This is a genomic window from Burkholderia ambifaria AMMD (assembly GCF_000203915.1).
Taxonomy (GTDB): domain Bacteria; phylum Pseudomonadota; class Gammaproteobacteria; order Burkholderiales; family Burkholderiaceae; genus Burkholderia; species Burkholderia ambifaria.
Genome location: NC_008392.1, coordinates 919,972 through 934,250, shown reverse-complemented (window position 1 = coordinate 934,250; position 14,279 = coordinate 919,972). Strand labels below are relative to the sequence as shown.

At 65.5% G+C, this 14,279-nt stretch carries 12 protein-coding genes; 2 read left to right on the top strand and 10 right to left on the bottom strand.

Annotation, left to right across the window (positions count from 1 at the left end; translation table 11 throughout):
• The first annotated feature begins 109 nt into the window (after window positions 1-109).
• Complete coding sequence (locus BAMB_RS31525; RefSeq protein ID WP_011661201.1) at window positions 110-1,270, top strand: glycoside hydrolase family 53 protein; 1,161 nt, start codon at window positions 110-112, stop codon at window positions 1,268-1,270.
• A 58-nt stretch (window positions 1,271-1,328) separates the two neighbouring features.
• Here BAMB_RS31525 and BAMB_RS31520 read toward each other — a convergent pair whose 3' ends face one another.
• From BAMB_RS31520 to BAMB_RS31495, 6 genes are all read right to left on the bottom strand, one after another.
• Window positions 1,329-2,624, bottom strand: a complete 1,296-nt coding sequence (locus BAMB_RS31520) for a sugar efflux transporter (protein WP_011661200.1) — start codon at window positions 2,622-2,624, stop codon at window positions 1,329-1,331.
• Between the two features lie 4 nt (window positions 2,625-2,628).
• Window positions 2,629-4,599 (bottom strand): beta-galactosidase, encoded by a 1,971-nt coding sequence (locus BAMB_RS31515; protein WP_011661199.1) that lies wholly within the window; start codon window positions 4,597-4,599, stop codon window positions 2,629-2,631.
• Between the two features lie 38 nt (window positions 4,600-4,637).
• On the bottom strand, window positions 4,638-5,489 hold the full coding sequence (locus BAMB_RS31510; RefSeq protein WP_011661198.1) for a carbohydrate ABC transporter permease: 852 nt from the start codon (window positions 5,487-5,489) through the stop codon (window positions 4,638-4,640).
• Between the two features lie 11 nt (window positions 5,490-5,500).
• Window positions 5,501-6,418 carry a carbohydrate ABC transporter permease gene (locus tag BAMB_RS31505; protein WP_011661197.1) on the bottom strand — a complete coding sequence of 306 codons (918 nt, stop codon included), beginning with the start codon at window positions 6,416-6,418 and terminating at the stop codon, window positions 5,501-5,503.
• Between the two features lie 73 nt (window positions 6,419-6,491).
• Complete coding sequence (locus tag BAMB_RS31500) at window positions 6,492-7,730, bottom strand: ABC transporter substrate-binding protein (RefSeq protein ID WP_011661196.1); 1,239 nt, start codon at window positions 7,728-7,730, stop codon at window positions 6,492-6,494.
• A gap of 63 nt (window positions 7,731-7,793) precedes the next feature.
• On the bottom strand, window positions 7,794-8,948 hold the full coding sequence (locus BAMB_RS31495; protein ID WP_011661195.1) for an ABC transporter ATP-binding protein: 1,155 nt from the start codon (window positions 8,946-8,948) through the stop codon (window positions 7,794-7,796).
• 233 nt (window positions 8,949-9,181) lie between these two features.
• Between BAMB_RS31495 and BAMB_RS31490 the strand changes: the two genes are divergently transcribed.
• Window positions 9,182-10,195, top strand: a complete 1,014-nt coding sequence (locus BAMB_RS31490) for a LacI family DNA-binding transcriptional regulator (protein WP_011661194.1) — start codon at window positions 9,182-9,184, stop codon at window positions 10,193-10,195.
• A gap of 762 nt (window positions 10,196-10,957) precedes the next feature.
• Here BAMB_RS31490 and BAMB_RS35750 read toward each other — a convergent pair.
• The 4 genes from BAMB_RS35750 to BAMB_RS31480 form a co-directional block, all read right to left on the bottom strand.
• Window positions 10,958-11,239: a hypothetical protein gene (locus tag BAMB_RS35750; RefSeq protein ID WP_127456125.1), complete on the bottom strand. Its 282-nt coding sequence runs from the start codon at window positions 11,237-11,239 to the stop codon at window positions 10,958-10,960.
• An 85-nt stretch (window positions 11,240-11,324) separates the two neighbouring features.
• Window positions 11,325-11,582 carry a hypothetical protein gene (locus BAMB_RS35745; protein WP_127456127.1) on the bottom strand — a complete coding sequence of 86 codons (258 nt, stop codon included), beginning with the start codon at window positions 11,580-11,582 and terminating at the stop codon, window positions 11,325-11,327.
• A gap of 634 nt (window positions 11,583-12,216) precedes the next feature.
• Window positions 12,217-13,401, bottom strand: coding sequence for a porin (locus BAMB_RS31485; protein WP_011661193.1), 1,185 nt, complete (start codon window positions 13,399-13,401; stop codon window positions 12,217-12,219).
• 55 nt (window positions 13,402-13,456) lie between these two features.
• The gene (locus tag BAMB_RS31480; RefSeq protein ID WP_011661192.1) at window positions 13,457-14,251 is read right to left on the bottom strand and encodes an ABC transporter substrate-binding protein; all 795 of its coding nucleotides are present in this window, start codon (window positions 14,249-14,251) and stop codon (window positions 13,457-13,459) included.
• Window positions 14,252-14,279: the final 28 nt, after the last annotated feature.

Genomic DNA, 14,279 nt, shown 5'->3' with positions numbered 1-14,279 from the left:
TCGTTCTCGCCTCGTGTCGTCTCGTATCGAGGCTGAAATTTAAGCGCTTAAACCGCCGATGCCCGCGATCCAGCGATCGATCGACCGGGCCAACACTTGGAGGATGACAATGAACAGACGATCGATGTTGCGCTGGAGTGTCTCGACCGCGGCGCTCGCCTGCGTCGACCTGGCCGGCGCGTTGCCGGCCGTCGCGCAAGGCGTTGCGCGCGGCGCGGGCGGCGTCCCGTTCGCGATGGGCGCGGACGTGTCGACGCTGCCGGAGCTCGAGGCGCATGGCGCGCAATACTTCGACCGTGGGCATCCGCGCGACTGCCTGAAGATCCTGCACGCGCATGGCGTCGATTCGATCCGCATCAAGGTCTGGAACGATCCCGGCAATCCGGATTTCTTCCCCGCGAACCAGAGCGATGCGGCCGGCTACAACAATGCCGCACACGTCGTGGCACTCGCGAAGCGTGCGGCCGCGCTCGGGATGCGCATCCTGATCGACTTCCACTACAGCGACTGGTGGGCCGACCCCGGCAAGCAATACCCGCCGCATGCCTGGGCCGGCAAGAATCTCGCCGAGACATGCGCGCTGCTGTCGGCCTATACGACCGACGTGCTGCGCCAGTTGCAGCGCGCCGGCGTGCGGCCCGAGTGGGTGCAGATCGGCAACGAGATCACCGGCGGCATGCTGTGGCCGCTCGGCCGCTACGACCAGTGGGACAACCTCGCGCAGCTGCTGAAGACGGGCCGCGATGCGGTGAAGGCCGTCGATCCGCGCATCAAGGTGATGCTGCACATCGACAGCGGCGGCGACAACGCGAAAAGCCGCTGGTGGTTCGACAGCGCGACGCAGCGCGGCGTGACGTTCGACGTGATCGGCCTGTCGTATTACCCGCAGTGGCAAGGCTCGCTCGACGACCTGCGCAACAACGCGAACGACCTCGCGGTGCGCTACGACAAGGAGCTGATCGTCGTGGAAACCGCGTATCCGTGGACCACCAGCGACGGCGACTCGGAACCGAACGCGATGACGAACACGGGCTCGACCGCGTTCCCGCCGTCACCGGCCGGCCAGGCGCAATTCCTCACGGCCGTGACCGACATCGTGAAGGGCGTGCCGGGCAATCGCGGCAAGGGCGTGTTCTGGTGGGAGCCCGAATGGATCCCGACGCCGGGCGTGGGCTGGAAGGTCGGCGCGGGCGATCAGTGGGACAACAACACGTGGTTCGACTTCCACGGCAATGCGCTGTCGTCGCTCGACGCGCTTCGGCGGCGCTGATCGATCCCGTCTGACGACATTACGGCATCACGTCATCACCGCACCGGCGCTTTGCGCGTCAGTGCGGTGCATCGAAGCGGCGCCGCGCAGGCGCCCCCGTGCCGCTTGTGTCATTCGCACCGCCCTGCTCGCCCCGCGTATCCCGGGCAAGCAGCGCGAATGCGACGAGCGCGAGCCCGCAACATCCCGCGAACGTCGCGCGATAGCCGAACAGGTCGACACACGCGCCCGACAGCACGCCCGACGCGATCGAGCCGACCCGCGCGGTGCTGAAGAACATTGCGGTCGCGGTGCCGGGGCGCGTGGGCATCAGGTCGCACACGCGCGTCATCCCGAGGCAGGACGTGATCGCGACCACGCACGCGCTCAGCAGTTGCAGCGGCAGGATCATGTCGACCCGCGTCACCGCCGCGAGCCCGATGAAATACGCGGCGTGCACGGCCGCGCATGCGATCAGCCAGCGCGCCTTGTCGAGCCGCGTCGAGCGGATGCCGAGCCACAGCATCATCGGGATCTCGAGCAATGCGGCGAGACCCAGCGCGGCCGACACGTTCGCGGGCGTGCCGCCGAGCCCGCGCACGATGTACAGCGGCAGCACGATCATCGTCGCGTTCGCCGCGAGCCCGATCAGCGTGAGCGCGACGAGGGTTCGCAGCACGCTCGCGCGCGGCGCGACGACGATAGCCGTCGAATCGACGGGCGTCTTTGCGTCGTCGCCGACCGCGCGCACGTGAACGGCTGCCGGCCGCCGCGCGGGCTCCGGAATCCGCGCGACGATCGCCGCGCACGCGACAAAACCCGCGGCAGCCGCGAGAAAGAGCCCGGTAAAACCCGTCTGCGCGAGGATCAGCGCGCCGAGCGCGGGACCGAACACCCACGCGACCGACAGCATCGTGCGCAGCGCGGCCGACGCGAGCTCGCGCTGCGCATCGTCGTCGACCGGCAGCACCGCGCGCGCGAACGAAAAGATCTGCGACAGCGACACGGCGCCCGCGCCAAGCAGGATCGTGCCGGCCGCGATCACCAGCCCGTGCGCGCGCAGTACGCACAGCAGCGCGAAGCCGAGCGCGGCCGCGGCGAGCGATACGATGAGCAGCGGCCGGTGGCGGTCGCGACGATCCGACCAACGCCCGGCCCACGTGCTCGCGACCACCCCGCTCGCCGCGATCAGCGTCATGAAGACGCCCGCGAGCAACGGCGACATCCCGGCCGCCTCCACGCCGAACAACGACAGGTACGGCGCGGTAAACGACATCGCGACGCCGAGCATCAGCGCCGCCGCGGACAGCGGCACGAAATGCGCGATCCGCGCGAGGCGCGCGACATGCAACCGCGGCGACGGCAACGACTGCATCGCGTCAGTCCGGCTCGACCCATGCGGCGACATCGACCGCGCCGAGTTCGGGGCCGCCGAGCACGAAGCGCGCACCGTCCGGCGCGGGCAGCGTGCACGGGGTATCGCCGTAGTTGAACGCGAACACGACGCGCCCGCGCCGGCACAAGCGCACGCCGTCAGGCAGTTCGCGCACCGGCAGTCCGGCATCGCGCGCGCAGCGGCCGACGATTGCGCGCAACAGCGCGGGATCGAAGCACGCAGTCGCCATCGTCACCTGACCGTGCCGCACGAGCGCGGGCACGCCGTCGTCGCAGGCAGCGAGCACGACGATGGAGGTGCTCGCGTCGAGGTCGATGTGATCGCGCCATTTCAGCGCATGGCCGTCGACACCGTCGAACGCGACGCGCGGCGCGAGCGACGGCCGCAGCGACTCGACTTGCGCGATCCGCACCGGCAGCACGTCGCGCAGCTTGCCCGGCGCGAGGCCCGGCACGATCGCGAACTCGGCAGTGCGCGACCCGGTGCGTGGCCCGAACAGCCAGTGCGCGTTGCCGCGCACGGCCTGCTCGACGACGCAATCCGGCACGACTGGCAGCGTCGGCACGACGACGAGTGCATAGCGCGACACGTCGGCATCGGCCGCGACGATATCGACGTCGAGCCCCAGTTCGCGCAGCGCGTGATACCAGTCGAACGCGTGCTGCTGATAGTCGAAGTCGGCACCGTGCGGCTGGATCCGGATCATCCAGTCGGCCGTGTAATCGAACAGCAGCGCGACGCGGGCCGGCTCGCGCGCGCCGGCGACGAGCGCGGGGTCCAGCGCGGCCAGCTCGCGTGCGACGCGCGCCACTTCACGGCCGCCCGGCGACAGCTGATCGTCCGGTGCGTTGAGCCCCGAGTGCAGCTGCTCCTGCGCATGCGGATACTGCCGCCAGCGGAAATACGACACGAGCTCCGCGCCGTGCGCAAACGCTTCCCACGTCCACAGCCGCACCGCGCCGGCGTGCGGCACCGGGTTGTACGGCCCCCAGTTGACGGGCCCCGCCTGTTGCTCCATCACCCACATCCGGCCGTTGCCGACACCGCGATACAAGTCGTGCGAGAACGCCGACACGTCGGGATGGCCGGTGCGTGCCCAGCGCTGCTTGTCGGCTTCGTCGAGCGGCAGCACTTCGGTGCGCGGCACCGGGTAGCTGTCCCACGCGGCGACATCGAGGCCGCCGCGCGCGAACGCGTAGTGGTCGAACTCGGTGAAAAATCCCATGAAGTTGTGCAGCACGTCGCGGCCCGGCGCGTGCGGACGGATCGCATCGACCTGCGCCGCATGGAACCGCGCGACCTCGTCCGACTGATAGCGCCGGAAGTCGAGCAGGTGCGCGGGGTTCGCGTCGGTCGGCGTATGGCGTGGCAGCTCGATCTCGTCGAAGCCGCGATATTCCATGCTCCAGAACACGTTGCCCCACGCGCGGTTCAGCGCGCCGATGTCGCCGTAGCGCACGGCGAGCCACGCGCGAAAGCCTTCGAGCGCCGCACACGTATAGCTCGGCAGCGTGTTGTGACAGCCGAGCTCGTTGTCGGTCTGCCACGCGATCACCGCCGGATGCGCGCCGTAGCGCCGCGCCATCGCGTCCGCGATGCGCACGCAGTGCTCGCGATACACGGGGCTCGCGATGTCGTAATGGCGACGCGAGCCGAATTGCCACACTGCGCCGTCCGCGCCGATCGGCAGGATCTCCGGATGGCGATCGACAAGCCATTTCGGCGGCGACGCGGTCGGCGTGCCGAGTATGACCTTCAACTGGCGGCTGGCGAGCGTGTCGATCGCTTCGTCGAGCCACGCCCAGTCGTAGCGGCCCGGTTCCGGCTCCATCCGGCTCCATGCGAATTCGGCGATCCGCACGCGCGTCAGGCCCAGTTCGGCCATGCGCCGCGCATCGCGCGCCCATTGTTCGCGCGGCCAGTGTTCGGGGTAGTAGCAAACGCCGAGGTGCATCGTGGATTCCTCGCTGGAGAGTGGAAGGAGGGAGGCCATCAGCCTTTCGTCGCGCCGAACGTGAGCCCCGCGACGAAGTGCTTCTGCATCGCGAAGAACATCAGCACCGACGGTAGCGCGGCGAGCACCGAGCCGGCCGACACGATGTTCCAGGCGGTCGTCCACTGCCCCTTGAGCGCGGCGACGCCGACGGTGATCGGCGCCGCGTCGTCGCCTTGCGTGAGGCACAGCGCCCAGAAGTAGTCGTTCCACACGAACGTGAACACGAGGATCGCGAGCGCGGCGAGCGCCGGCCGCACGAGCGGCAGCACGACGCGCCAGTAGATCGCCCACTCGGACGCGCCTTCGACGCGCGCGGCCTCGATCAGCTCGAACGGCAGCTCGCGGATGAAGTTGCGCAGGAACAGCGTGCAGAAGCCGGTCTGGAACGCGGTATGGAACAGCACCAGCGCCCATACGGTGTTGTACAGGCCGACGCCGAGCATGATCTGCCGCACCGGGATCATCAGGATCTGGATCGGCACGAAGTTGCCCGCGACGAACAGCCCGAGCAGCACGAGATTGCCGCGGAACCGGTAGTTCGCGAGCGCGTGCCCGGCGAGCGACGCGAGCAGGATCGACGCGGCGACCGACGGCACCGTGATCAGGATGCTGTTCGCGAAGTAATGCAGCATCGGCGTCTGCGTGAGCGCGGCGCCGTAGTTCTCGACCAGCGCGAACTGCTTCGGCCAGTCCCAGTAATGACCGGCCATGATCTCGTCGGTCGAGCGGATCGACGTGACGAGCACCGCGAGCAGGGGCACGAGCCACAGCGCGAGCGCGCACGGCAGCGACAGCCGGTACAGCAAGCGGGCGGGACGTCCCCAGCGGGACATGGGCATCGGATACATATTCGAAATCCTTACGATTCGACGCGCACCAGCTTGCGCAGCTGCCACACGATATAGACGAGCATGATCGCGAACAGCACGACCGCGATCGCGGCCGAATAGCCTTCGCGGTAGTACTTGATCGCCTGGTCGACCATGAAGTACGCGAGCACGGTCGAGCTGTCGAACGGGCCGCCGCCCGTCATCACCGAGATCAGGTCGAAGCTGCGCAGCGCGCCGATCACGGTCAGCACCACCGCCATGAAGGTCGCGGGCCGCAACTGCGGCAGGATCACGTGCCACAGCAGCGTGAAGCCGCGCGCGCCTTCCATCCGGGCCGCCTCCACGATCTCGCCGTTGATGCCGGTGAGCCCGGTCAGGTACAGGATCATGCAGAACGGAATCTGCGGCCACAGCGCGGCGACGATCACGCCGTAGGTCGCATAGCGCGGATCGCCGAGCACCGGGATTCCGTGCCCGATGATCAGCTTCAGCAGCCCGAACGTCGGGTCGTAGAACCACGAGAACACCAGGCCGACGACGACGCCCGGCAACACGAACGGCGCGAAGAACAGCGACTTCACGAGCCGGATCCCGTAGACGTTCTGGTTCAGGTACAGCGCGAGCGCGAGGCCGAGCGGCGGCGCGGCGAGGAACAGCGCGAGCCACAGCACGTTGTTCTTCAGCGCGACGTAGAACGTATCGGACTGCAGCAGCTCACGATAATTGTCGAGCCCCGCGTACGTCATCGGCGTCATCCCGTCCCAGTGATGGAAGCTCAGCCAGATGCTGCTGACGATCGGATACAAGACGAACACGGTGAACAGCGCGAACCCCGGCAGCACGAACAGCAGCGCCGCGCGGTTGCGCCGGCGCGCGAGCGACGCGCGCGCATGCTGCTCGCGGCCGGCATCGCGGCGCGCAGCGCTTTCGGACAGGCTGGTTGACATTGTTGTGACCTTCGACGAAACGAGACGAAACGGGCATGACGTGACGACGCGGCCGGACCGGCCGCGTGCGTCGTTACTTCCGGTAGATGCGCTTGCGGGTCTGCTCGAGGCGCTGCAGGATCGCATCGAGCTGCGTCGGGTCGGACAGGAACTGCTGCATCGCCTTCATCCCCTCGTCCGCCATTTCCTTCGTCATGTCGCGGTCGTAGAACTGCGCGATGCCGCCGGGCGTCGACGCGAGCGTGCGGAAGCCGATCTTCGAGATCGGGTCCTGCGGCTCGGGCGCCTTGTTGTTCGACGGCAGTTGGCCCATCCCCTTCGCGAACTCGCCGCTGACCGCCGGTTGCCCCATGAACGCGAGCAGGCGACGCGCGTCCGTCTTGTTGTGCGCCTTCGCCGGCACGATCAGCACGTTGACAGGACCGTCCTCCGCGAGCGGCACCGACGCATCGATCACCGGGAAGCGGAAGAAGCTGATCGGGTTGCGCGTCGCGCCGAGCAGGCCCGCCGAATACCAGGTGCCCATCAGCGTCATCGCGGCCTGGCCGTTGACGATCAGCGGGCTCAGCGAATCGACGTCGTAGGACAGCGCGTTGTCGATGAAATACTTGTCGTCGATCAGCTTCTTCCACGCCGCATACACGGCACGCACGCGCGGGTCGGTATAGGCGACGTCGCCGGCCATCAGCTTCTGGTGGAATGCATAGCCGTTGATCCGGAGGTCGAGGTAGTCGAACCACGCGGCGAGCGTCCACGCGTCGCGCGCGGCCACCGCGATCGGCGCGATGCCGGCTGCCTTCAACTTGCGGCACGCATCGAGAAACTGCGTCCAGTCCGCCGGCTCGCCGTGAATGCCCGCCTTCTCGAACAGGTCCTTGCGGTAGAAGAGGCCATACGCGTCATAGCCGAGCGGCAAACTGTAGAGCTTGCCGCCGTAGGTCGACGACTGCTTCACGGCTGCATACGTGTCGTTCCAGCCGTTCTTCTGCCAGTCCGCGCTCAGGTCCTCGATCAGCCCGCGCTTCGCGAAATACGCGAGCCGCTCGCCGTTGTTCCAGCTCAGCACGTCGGGCGGATCGGTCGCGAGCCAGCCGGACATCTGCACCTTGTACGCCTCCTCCCCGACGTAGCTGACCTTCAGGTCGATGTCCGGATTCGCCTTGTGGAACTGGTCGAACACCGCTTGCCACGTCGCGCGCTGGTTGCCGCGCGCGGCGACGTTCACCTTCAGCGTGCCCGCATCGGCCGTCCCCGCGGCGAACGCCGCGGCAGTCGTCAGGGCAAGCAGCAGTCGGCTCGCACGAAGTCTCATCGTTGTCTCCTGGTATTGGTGTGATGGGTGCCGCGCCGCGCGCGGCGGATCGGCGCCGCGCCGCTATGCGAATGCCGCTTCGGCGTGGATGGCCGGCAATGCGATGCCGGCTTCGTCGAACAGGTGGCAGCACGACGGCGGCACGCTGAACGCATGACGCTCGCCGCGCCGCAACGCAGCCTGGCCCGGCAGTTTCGCGAGCAGCGGCACGCCGCCGGGCTGATCGAGATGCACGTATGCAGCTTCGCCCAGTTGCTCGACGAGCGCGACGTCGCGCACGATCGCCGGCACGTCGGCATCGCCGAGCCCCGCGACCGTCAGATGCTCGGGACGAATCCCGAGCGTCACGCGCGCGCCGCCGCCGACGTGCCGCGGCAACGGACGATCGTGCAGCGTCAGCGTTTCGCCGGTGCCGTCCAGGCGCAGCCGGCAGCCGTGCGCATCGCTCGCCTCGACGACCGCCGGCAAGAAGTTCATCCGCGGCGAGCCGATGAAGCCCGCGACGAAGCGGTTGGCTGGGCGGTGATACAGCTCGAGCGGCGCACCGGCCTGCGCGATGCTGCCGAAGCGCGCGACGTCGTCGCCCGCGTGCAGCAGCACGATCCGGTCGGCCAGCGTCATCGCCTCGATCTGGTCGTGCGTCACGTAGACGGAACTCGATTGCGTGAAGCGTGCGTGCAGGCGGGCGATCTCGACGCGCGTCTGGCCGCGCAGCGTCGCGTCGAGATTCGACAGCGGCTCGTCGAACAGGAACACGCGCGGCTCGCGCACGATCGCACGGCCGATCGCGACGCGCTGCCGCTGCCCGCCCGACAGCGCCTTCGGCTTGCGATCGAGCAGTGCGTCGAGCTGCAGCACGCGCGCGGCCTCGGTCACGCGCCGGCGGATCTCGTCCTTCGGCGTGCCGGCGATGCGCAGCCCGAAACCGATGTTCTCGAACACCGTCATGTGCGGAAACAGCGCATAGCTCTGGAACACCATCGCGACGCCGCGCTCGGCAGGCGGCGTGTCGTTCATGCGCGCACCGCCGATCCGCAGCTCGCCTTCGGTCACGTCCTCGAGCCCGGCGATCATCCGAAGCAACGTGGATTTGCCGCAGCCCGACGGACCGAGAAACACGCAGAACTCGTGCGATGCGATCTCGAGGTTGACGTCGCGCAGCACCGGCGCATGGTCGCCGTAGCGCTTCGAGACATCCTTCAATGAAATGGCGGTCATCGCGCTCTCCTCCTCGGTCAGGCGCTTCGGAGCGAAAAATTTAACCGCTTAAATTTCGGTGGCGCAGTTCGCGCGGTTCGCCGTACCATGTCGTCTCCTTCATCTGTTGTGTCGAGAAATTAGCGTATCGCCTGTCCCTGTGCAACTTGTGGGACGCACTCCCAGAATATGAGCAGACACTCCCCCGCTTCACTTCCGGCGCGTAGCGTCGCCCGACCGGCCGCAGGTCGCGCATGGTGACCCTCGCGCAAGTCGCGCGGCGCGCGAACGTCACCGCGGCGACCGTCTCGAACGTGTTGCGCAATCCGCAGAAGGTGAAGCCGGCGACCGTCGAACGCGTGATGGCGGCGATCCGCGAACTCGGCTATCGGCCGAATCTCACCGCGCGGGCGCTCGCCGAAGGCCGCACGTCGACGCTCGCGCTGATGCTGTCGAACATCACGAACCCGTTCTATCCGGAGTTCGTGCTGGCCGCCGAGCGCGAGGCGCGCAAGCGCGGCCATTACCTGCTCGTGTCCAACACCGACGACGATCCGGCGATCACGCGCAATTACCTCGAGCGGATCGCGGGAACGCTCGCGGCCGGCGCGATCGTGATGAACACCGATCTCGCCGAAGCCGAACTCGCCGACATCGCGCGTCACGGCGCGTCGATCGTGCTGTGCATGTGGGAGCACGTGCATGCATCGCGCACGCTGCCGTGCGTGACCGTCGATTTCGCGGCGGCGGGCGCGCTGGCGGCCGCGCATCTATCCGGGTTGCGGCATCGCGCGTTCGGCGCGCTCGTCGGCAAGGGCTCGGGCGGCCCGCAGTCGGTGCGGCTGCGCGGTTTCGCCGACGAACTCGCGGCACGCGGCCATCCGGCGGATGCGCTGACGACCGTGTCGGCGCACGATTCGATCGAAGGCGGCTACGAAGCGGCGGCTGCGCTACTGCGCGAGAAGCCCGGCATCACCGCATTGTTCGCGACCAACGACCTGATGGCGATCGGCGCGATGCAGGCGGCCACCGATCTCGGCCTGCGCGTGCCGGCCGATCTGTCGGTGGTCGGCATGACCGATATCCAGCTCGCCCACCAGTTCCGCCCTGCGTTGACGACGGTGCGGTTCCCGACGTCGCAGATCGCCGCGCGGGCGATCGCGCTGACGCTCGACATGATCGACGGGATCGAGCCGGCCGCGGCCGTGCATACGATCGGTGCGCCGGAACTCGTGGTGCGGGAGTCGACGGGGGTGGCGAGGGATTGACGGGTCGGCGTTGAGACAGGAGGCAAATCCTTGGCTCCTGGCGATCGGAATACTTCTGTCGGAGAGATCGGCTGAGCAAGCAGGGATGCGGACGGATCTCGATTTTGGGGTGTTTTTCGCGCTGCGGGGTGTCGACTCGGAAACGATCCAACGGCAAAGCGGAGGCGCCTTACGATTTTACGGACGCGGGCAGTGCATCGGGCAGTGAGATCGGGGTTACGGATCGTAGCGAGGAACGATCAAGCTCGGGACTTCTTGCGCCAACACACTGGCGGCGATAAACGGCAGTGCTGCTGCAGAATTCCCCGGCGAATAGCTCCCATTTTTCCAGGCATGTAATCGTGGGCTACGATTATTATCGGAATCGCCTAAATGCCACAATCACCCACCTAATAATCTCAATAGAAATTGCAATACAAAATGCCCAGCCGAATACCGTCAAGACAGCGCCATGATTTGCCGCCTGCTCGGGAGAAAGGGGAGATATACTTCCATGCACTGCACCCCAATTTATCGCCGCCGGAAGGTACTTTATTCCAAAATAGACAATGATCATTCCAACAACCCGGACACAAGACCCTTTCCAACCTTTGTCCGATATCAATTGATCAATTCGTGATCGTTTCATTTTTTCGCTGGCTTACCTAGTACCTGATGACACCCTTTCCGCGATACCGCCTGAAAAAAATTAACAAGACCGGGAATTGGGTTCCTAGCTCTGGGCTGCAAGAGAACGGGCATTTATGAGGCCGTTGAACAGCTTCATCTTGGCTTATCCTGATCATCGCTACCGCTTGTCTTGTAGCTATCGCGTGCCTTCTGGTAGCCGTTGTCAAATGGTTTGATTTTTAACATATGAGCTCGACTGGAAATTCCTCCAAGTGCCATCGTTCCGAAGCCAGACAAGAAGACCAACGCTCTGAGCCAACGGGGCATTTGATCAAGCCCAAGTCCTGCAAAGGTCAAAACTAAACCAACCAGAAAAAGTATAACTCTCAGCCACGCCGCGAAATTACCGTCTTCGATCAGTTTATTTTTCCACACTTTCCGTCATTTCCAAAAAAATCTTTTCACGGCATTGGGCGACCTAAAATCGATTCATGATAGCAATGTGGACCAATTCGCTATCTCATTGCCGCCCATCTTCGTCACCCTTTGATTTGTAGCTATCCCTTGCTCTCCCATGACTTCTATCAAAAGGTTTAATTTTAAGCATCTGCGCCCTACTTGATATCCCGCCAATAGCTGCTGTCAACAACCCCAACATAGCAACCCACATGGATTTATCATACTTCAACCCAGCGAATGCAATTCCAGCACCGCCAATCGTTAATACCCCCTGAACCCATGTAGTGAAATTTCCGTCCTTCAACAGCCACTTCGGCATCGTTTTTTACCTCCTGCGGCCGCGTTCACCTGGGCCCCATCGGCGCCATAAAACGGCACGCCGGTTTAGGGTCGTGCGACTGGTATTGAGAAAGCTCTGGCCGTCGACAAAGATGCTGACGGGGTAGCCACGATCAGTTCCGCAGGGGCGCCCGCTATCTCGACTATGCCGCGGATTTGAGACGGGTTCGGACTGTTGACCTGTTTGACGATGATCGGCGCGGCCCCGCGCCCAATCGTTGGCTATCGAGCGCGAGCTTACCGAAACATCAAAAAATGACTGTCAAAAACTGCCAAGTCATTGAAAGAAAACCACAAAATTCGAATTCCAGACACGTCTGATTGACATGCATTCGGACATATCTCGTCAAGTTCCCAACGCAGGCGGATGGTGAACCAGGTCAGTCTCTTGGGCACACGTCATATGTGCGCGCCAATGGAACCGGCCCCTCGCAAAAACCACCTCGCGAACGGCCGGCCCCGCTTCAGAACTTTCACAACAGATTGCCGTACAGCACATGGTCGCTGAAGCTGCCATGCGCACATGAGGCGCGGCAGGTCGGTCCGCGCTTCGCCGGTATCACCGATTTCGCAGGCGGGCGGCGCTGGCCCGCCGCCCTTCCCGCCCGATCCGCTCAGAACTTGTGACGGATCCCCGCATGCACCATCACTTGCTTCGACGTCGACGACAAATCGGCCGCCCCGGGGATAACCGCCTGATCGAGCGACGAGCCGGTCGCGTCGCCGGCAACCCGTTGGTACGCACCCATCAGGTACACGTCGGTGCGCTTCGACAGGTTGTAGTCGGCCATCAGCCCGATCGAATGGATCTTCGGTTTCGCGCTGCCCGTGGTCGCGTCGTAGCGCACGGTCGTATACACATACTGCGCGCCCACGAAGAACGCCGGCGTGAACTGATACTTGCCGTTCACTTCGAAGTTCTGGTACTTGATCGCCGTGACCGTGCCGCCCGCGAGCGGCCCCGCGACGGGTTCGATCGTCTCGTCGCCGAACAGGTAGCCGACGTTCGCGGTCGGCCGCGTGACATTGCTGTTCGTGTACGCGAAGCCGAGCGTCGCGGGCCCGGCCGTGTAGTTGATGCCGGCGCCGAAGATCCGCAGCCGCGCGGACGCGAAGTTCGCATCCGCGCCGACCGAGCCCGAGCCCGCGATCGCGCCGCCGGCCGTCGCGCCCGGGTTGTCCGCATTCAGGAAGGCCGCGCCGACCAGCAGGCCGCCCTGCTCGTACTGCGCGCCGACGCTCCACTGCCGGTTGTTCGCGAACCCGGTGTCGTTGCTGAAGCTGTACGTGCCACCGAACGAGAAACCGGCGAAATCCGGGCTCGCGTACTTGACCGTGTTGTTCACGCGGAACGTGTTGCCGGTGTTGTCGTTGTCGAGCGGATGCGAGAACGGATAGACGCCCCAGCTGCCGTTCGCGGTCGTCGGCGCGAGATAGTCGACGACCGAGTCGTATTGCCGGCCGAGCGTCAGCGTGCCGAAGCGCGTGTTGCCGAGCCCGACGTAAGCCTGCCGCCCGAACATGCGGCCGCCCTGTGCGAGCGTGCCGCTGTTCACGTTGAAGCCGTTCTCGATCTGGAACAGCGCGCTGTAGCCGCCGCCGAGATCCTCGGTGCCCTTCAGCCCCCACCGGCTGCCCTGCGCGAAGCCGCTCGCCATCTGCCACGCACTGTGGCCGCCTACATTGTTCGTATAGTCGATGCCGGCATCGACCAGCCCGTACAGCGTGACGCTGCCTTGGGCAAAGGCCGGCGCAGCACAGAGCGCCGGCATCGCGACGAAAATCAATCTCCAGTTCATTCGTTTTCCTTATTGATATGTTGATTCCAGGCCGCACGTCGAGGTGCGGCCAGGCTTACTTCGTGCCGTAGATGTCGAAGTCGAAATACTTCTTGTTGATCTTCTGATACGTGCCGTTCGCGAGGATCGTCGCGAGCGCGCGGTTGAACGCGTCGCGCAGGTCGGTGTCCTGCTTGCGCAGACCGAGGCCGTCGCCCTGCCCGAAGTACTTCGCGTCGTCGATCGCCGCGCCGACGAACATGAAGTCCTTGCCCTGCGGCTTCTTCAGGAAGCCGTCGCTGGCCGCGATCGACGCCTGGAACGCCGCGTCGAGCCGCCCCGTCACGAGATCGGCGTACACCTGGTCCTGGTTCTGGTACGACTCGATCTGCACGCCGGCCGGCTGCCAGTTCGCGATCGCGTAGTCGGCCTGCGCGGAGCCCTGCTCGACGCCGACCCGCTTGCCCTTCAGCGACGCGGCCGTCGGCAGCAGCGGCGAACCCTTGCGCGCGATCAGCCGCGCCGGCGCGTTCGAGATCCGGTTCGTGAACGCGATCTGCTGCATCCGTTTCGGCGTGATCGTCATCGACGAGGCAATCACGTCGAACTTGCGCGCGAGCAGCCCCGGAATCATCCCGTCGAAACTCGACTCGACCCACACGCAGCGCGCACGCAGCTCCGCGCACAACGCGTTCGTGATGTCGATCCCGAACCCGGTCAGCGTACCGTCGGGCAGCTTGTATTCGAGCGGCGGGTAGGTCGGATCGACCGCGAGGCGGATCTCCTTGCCCGTCCAGTCGCCCGCCTGCGCGGCCCCCGCGATCGTCGTCGCCGTCAGCGCCACCGCGAGCGCCGCCATCCACTGTTTCATTGCCCGTCTCCTTGCTTCCGTTGTTGAA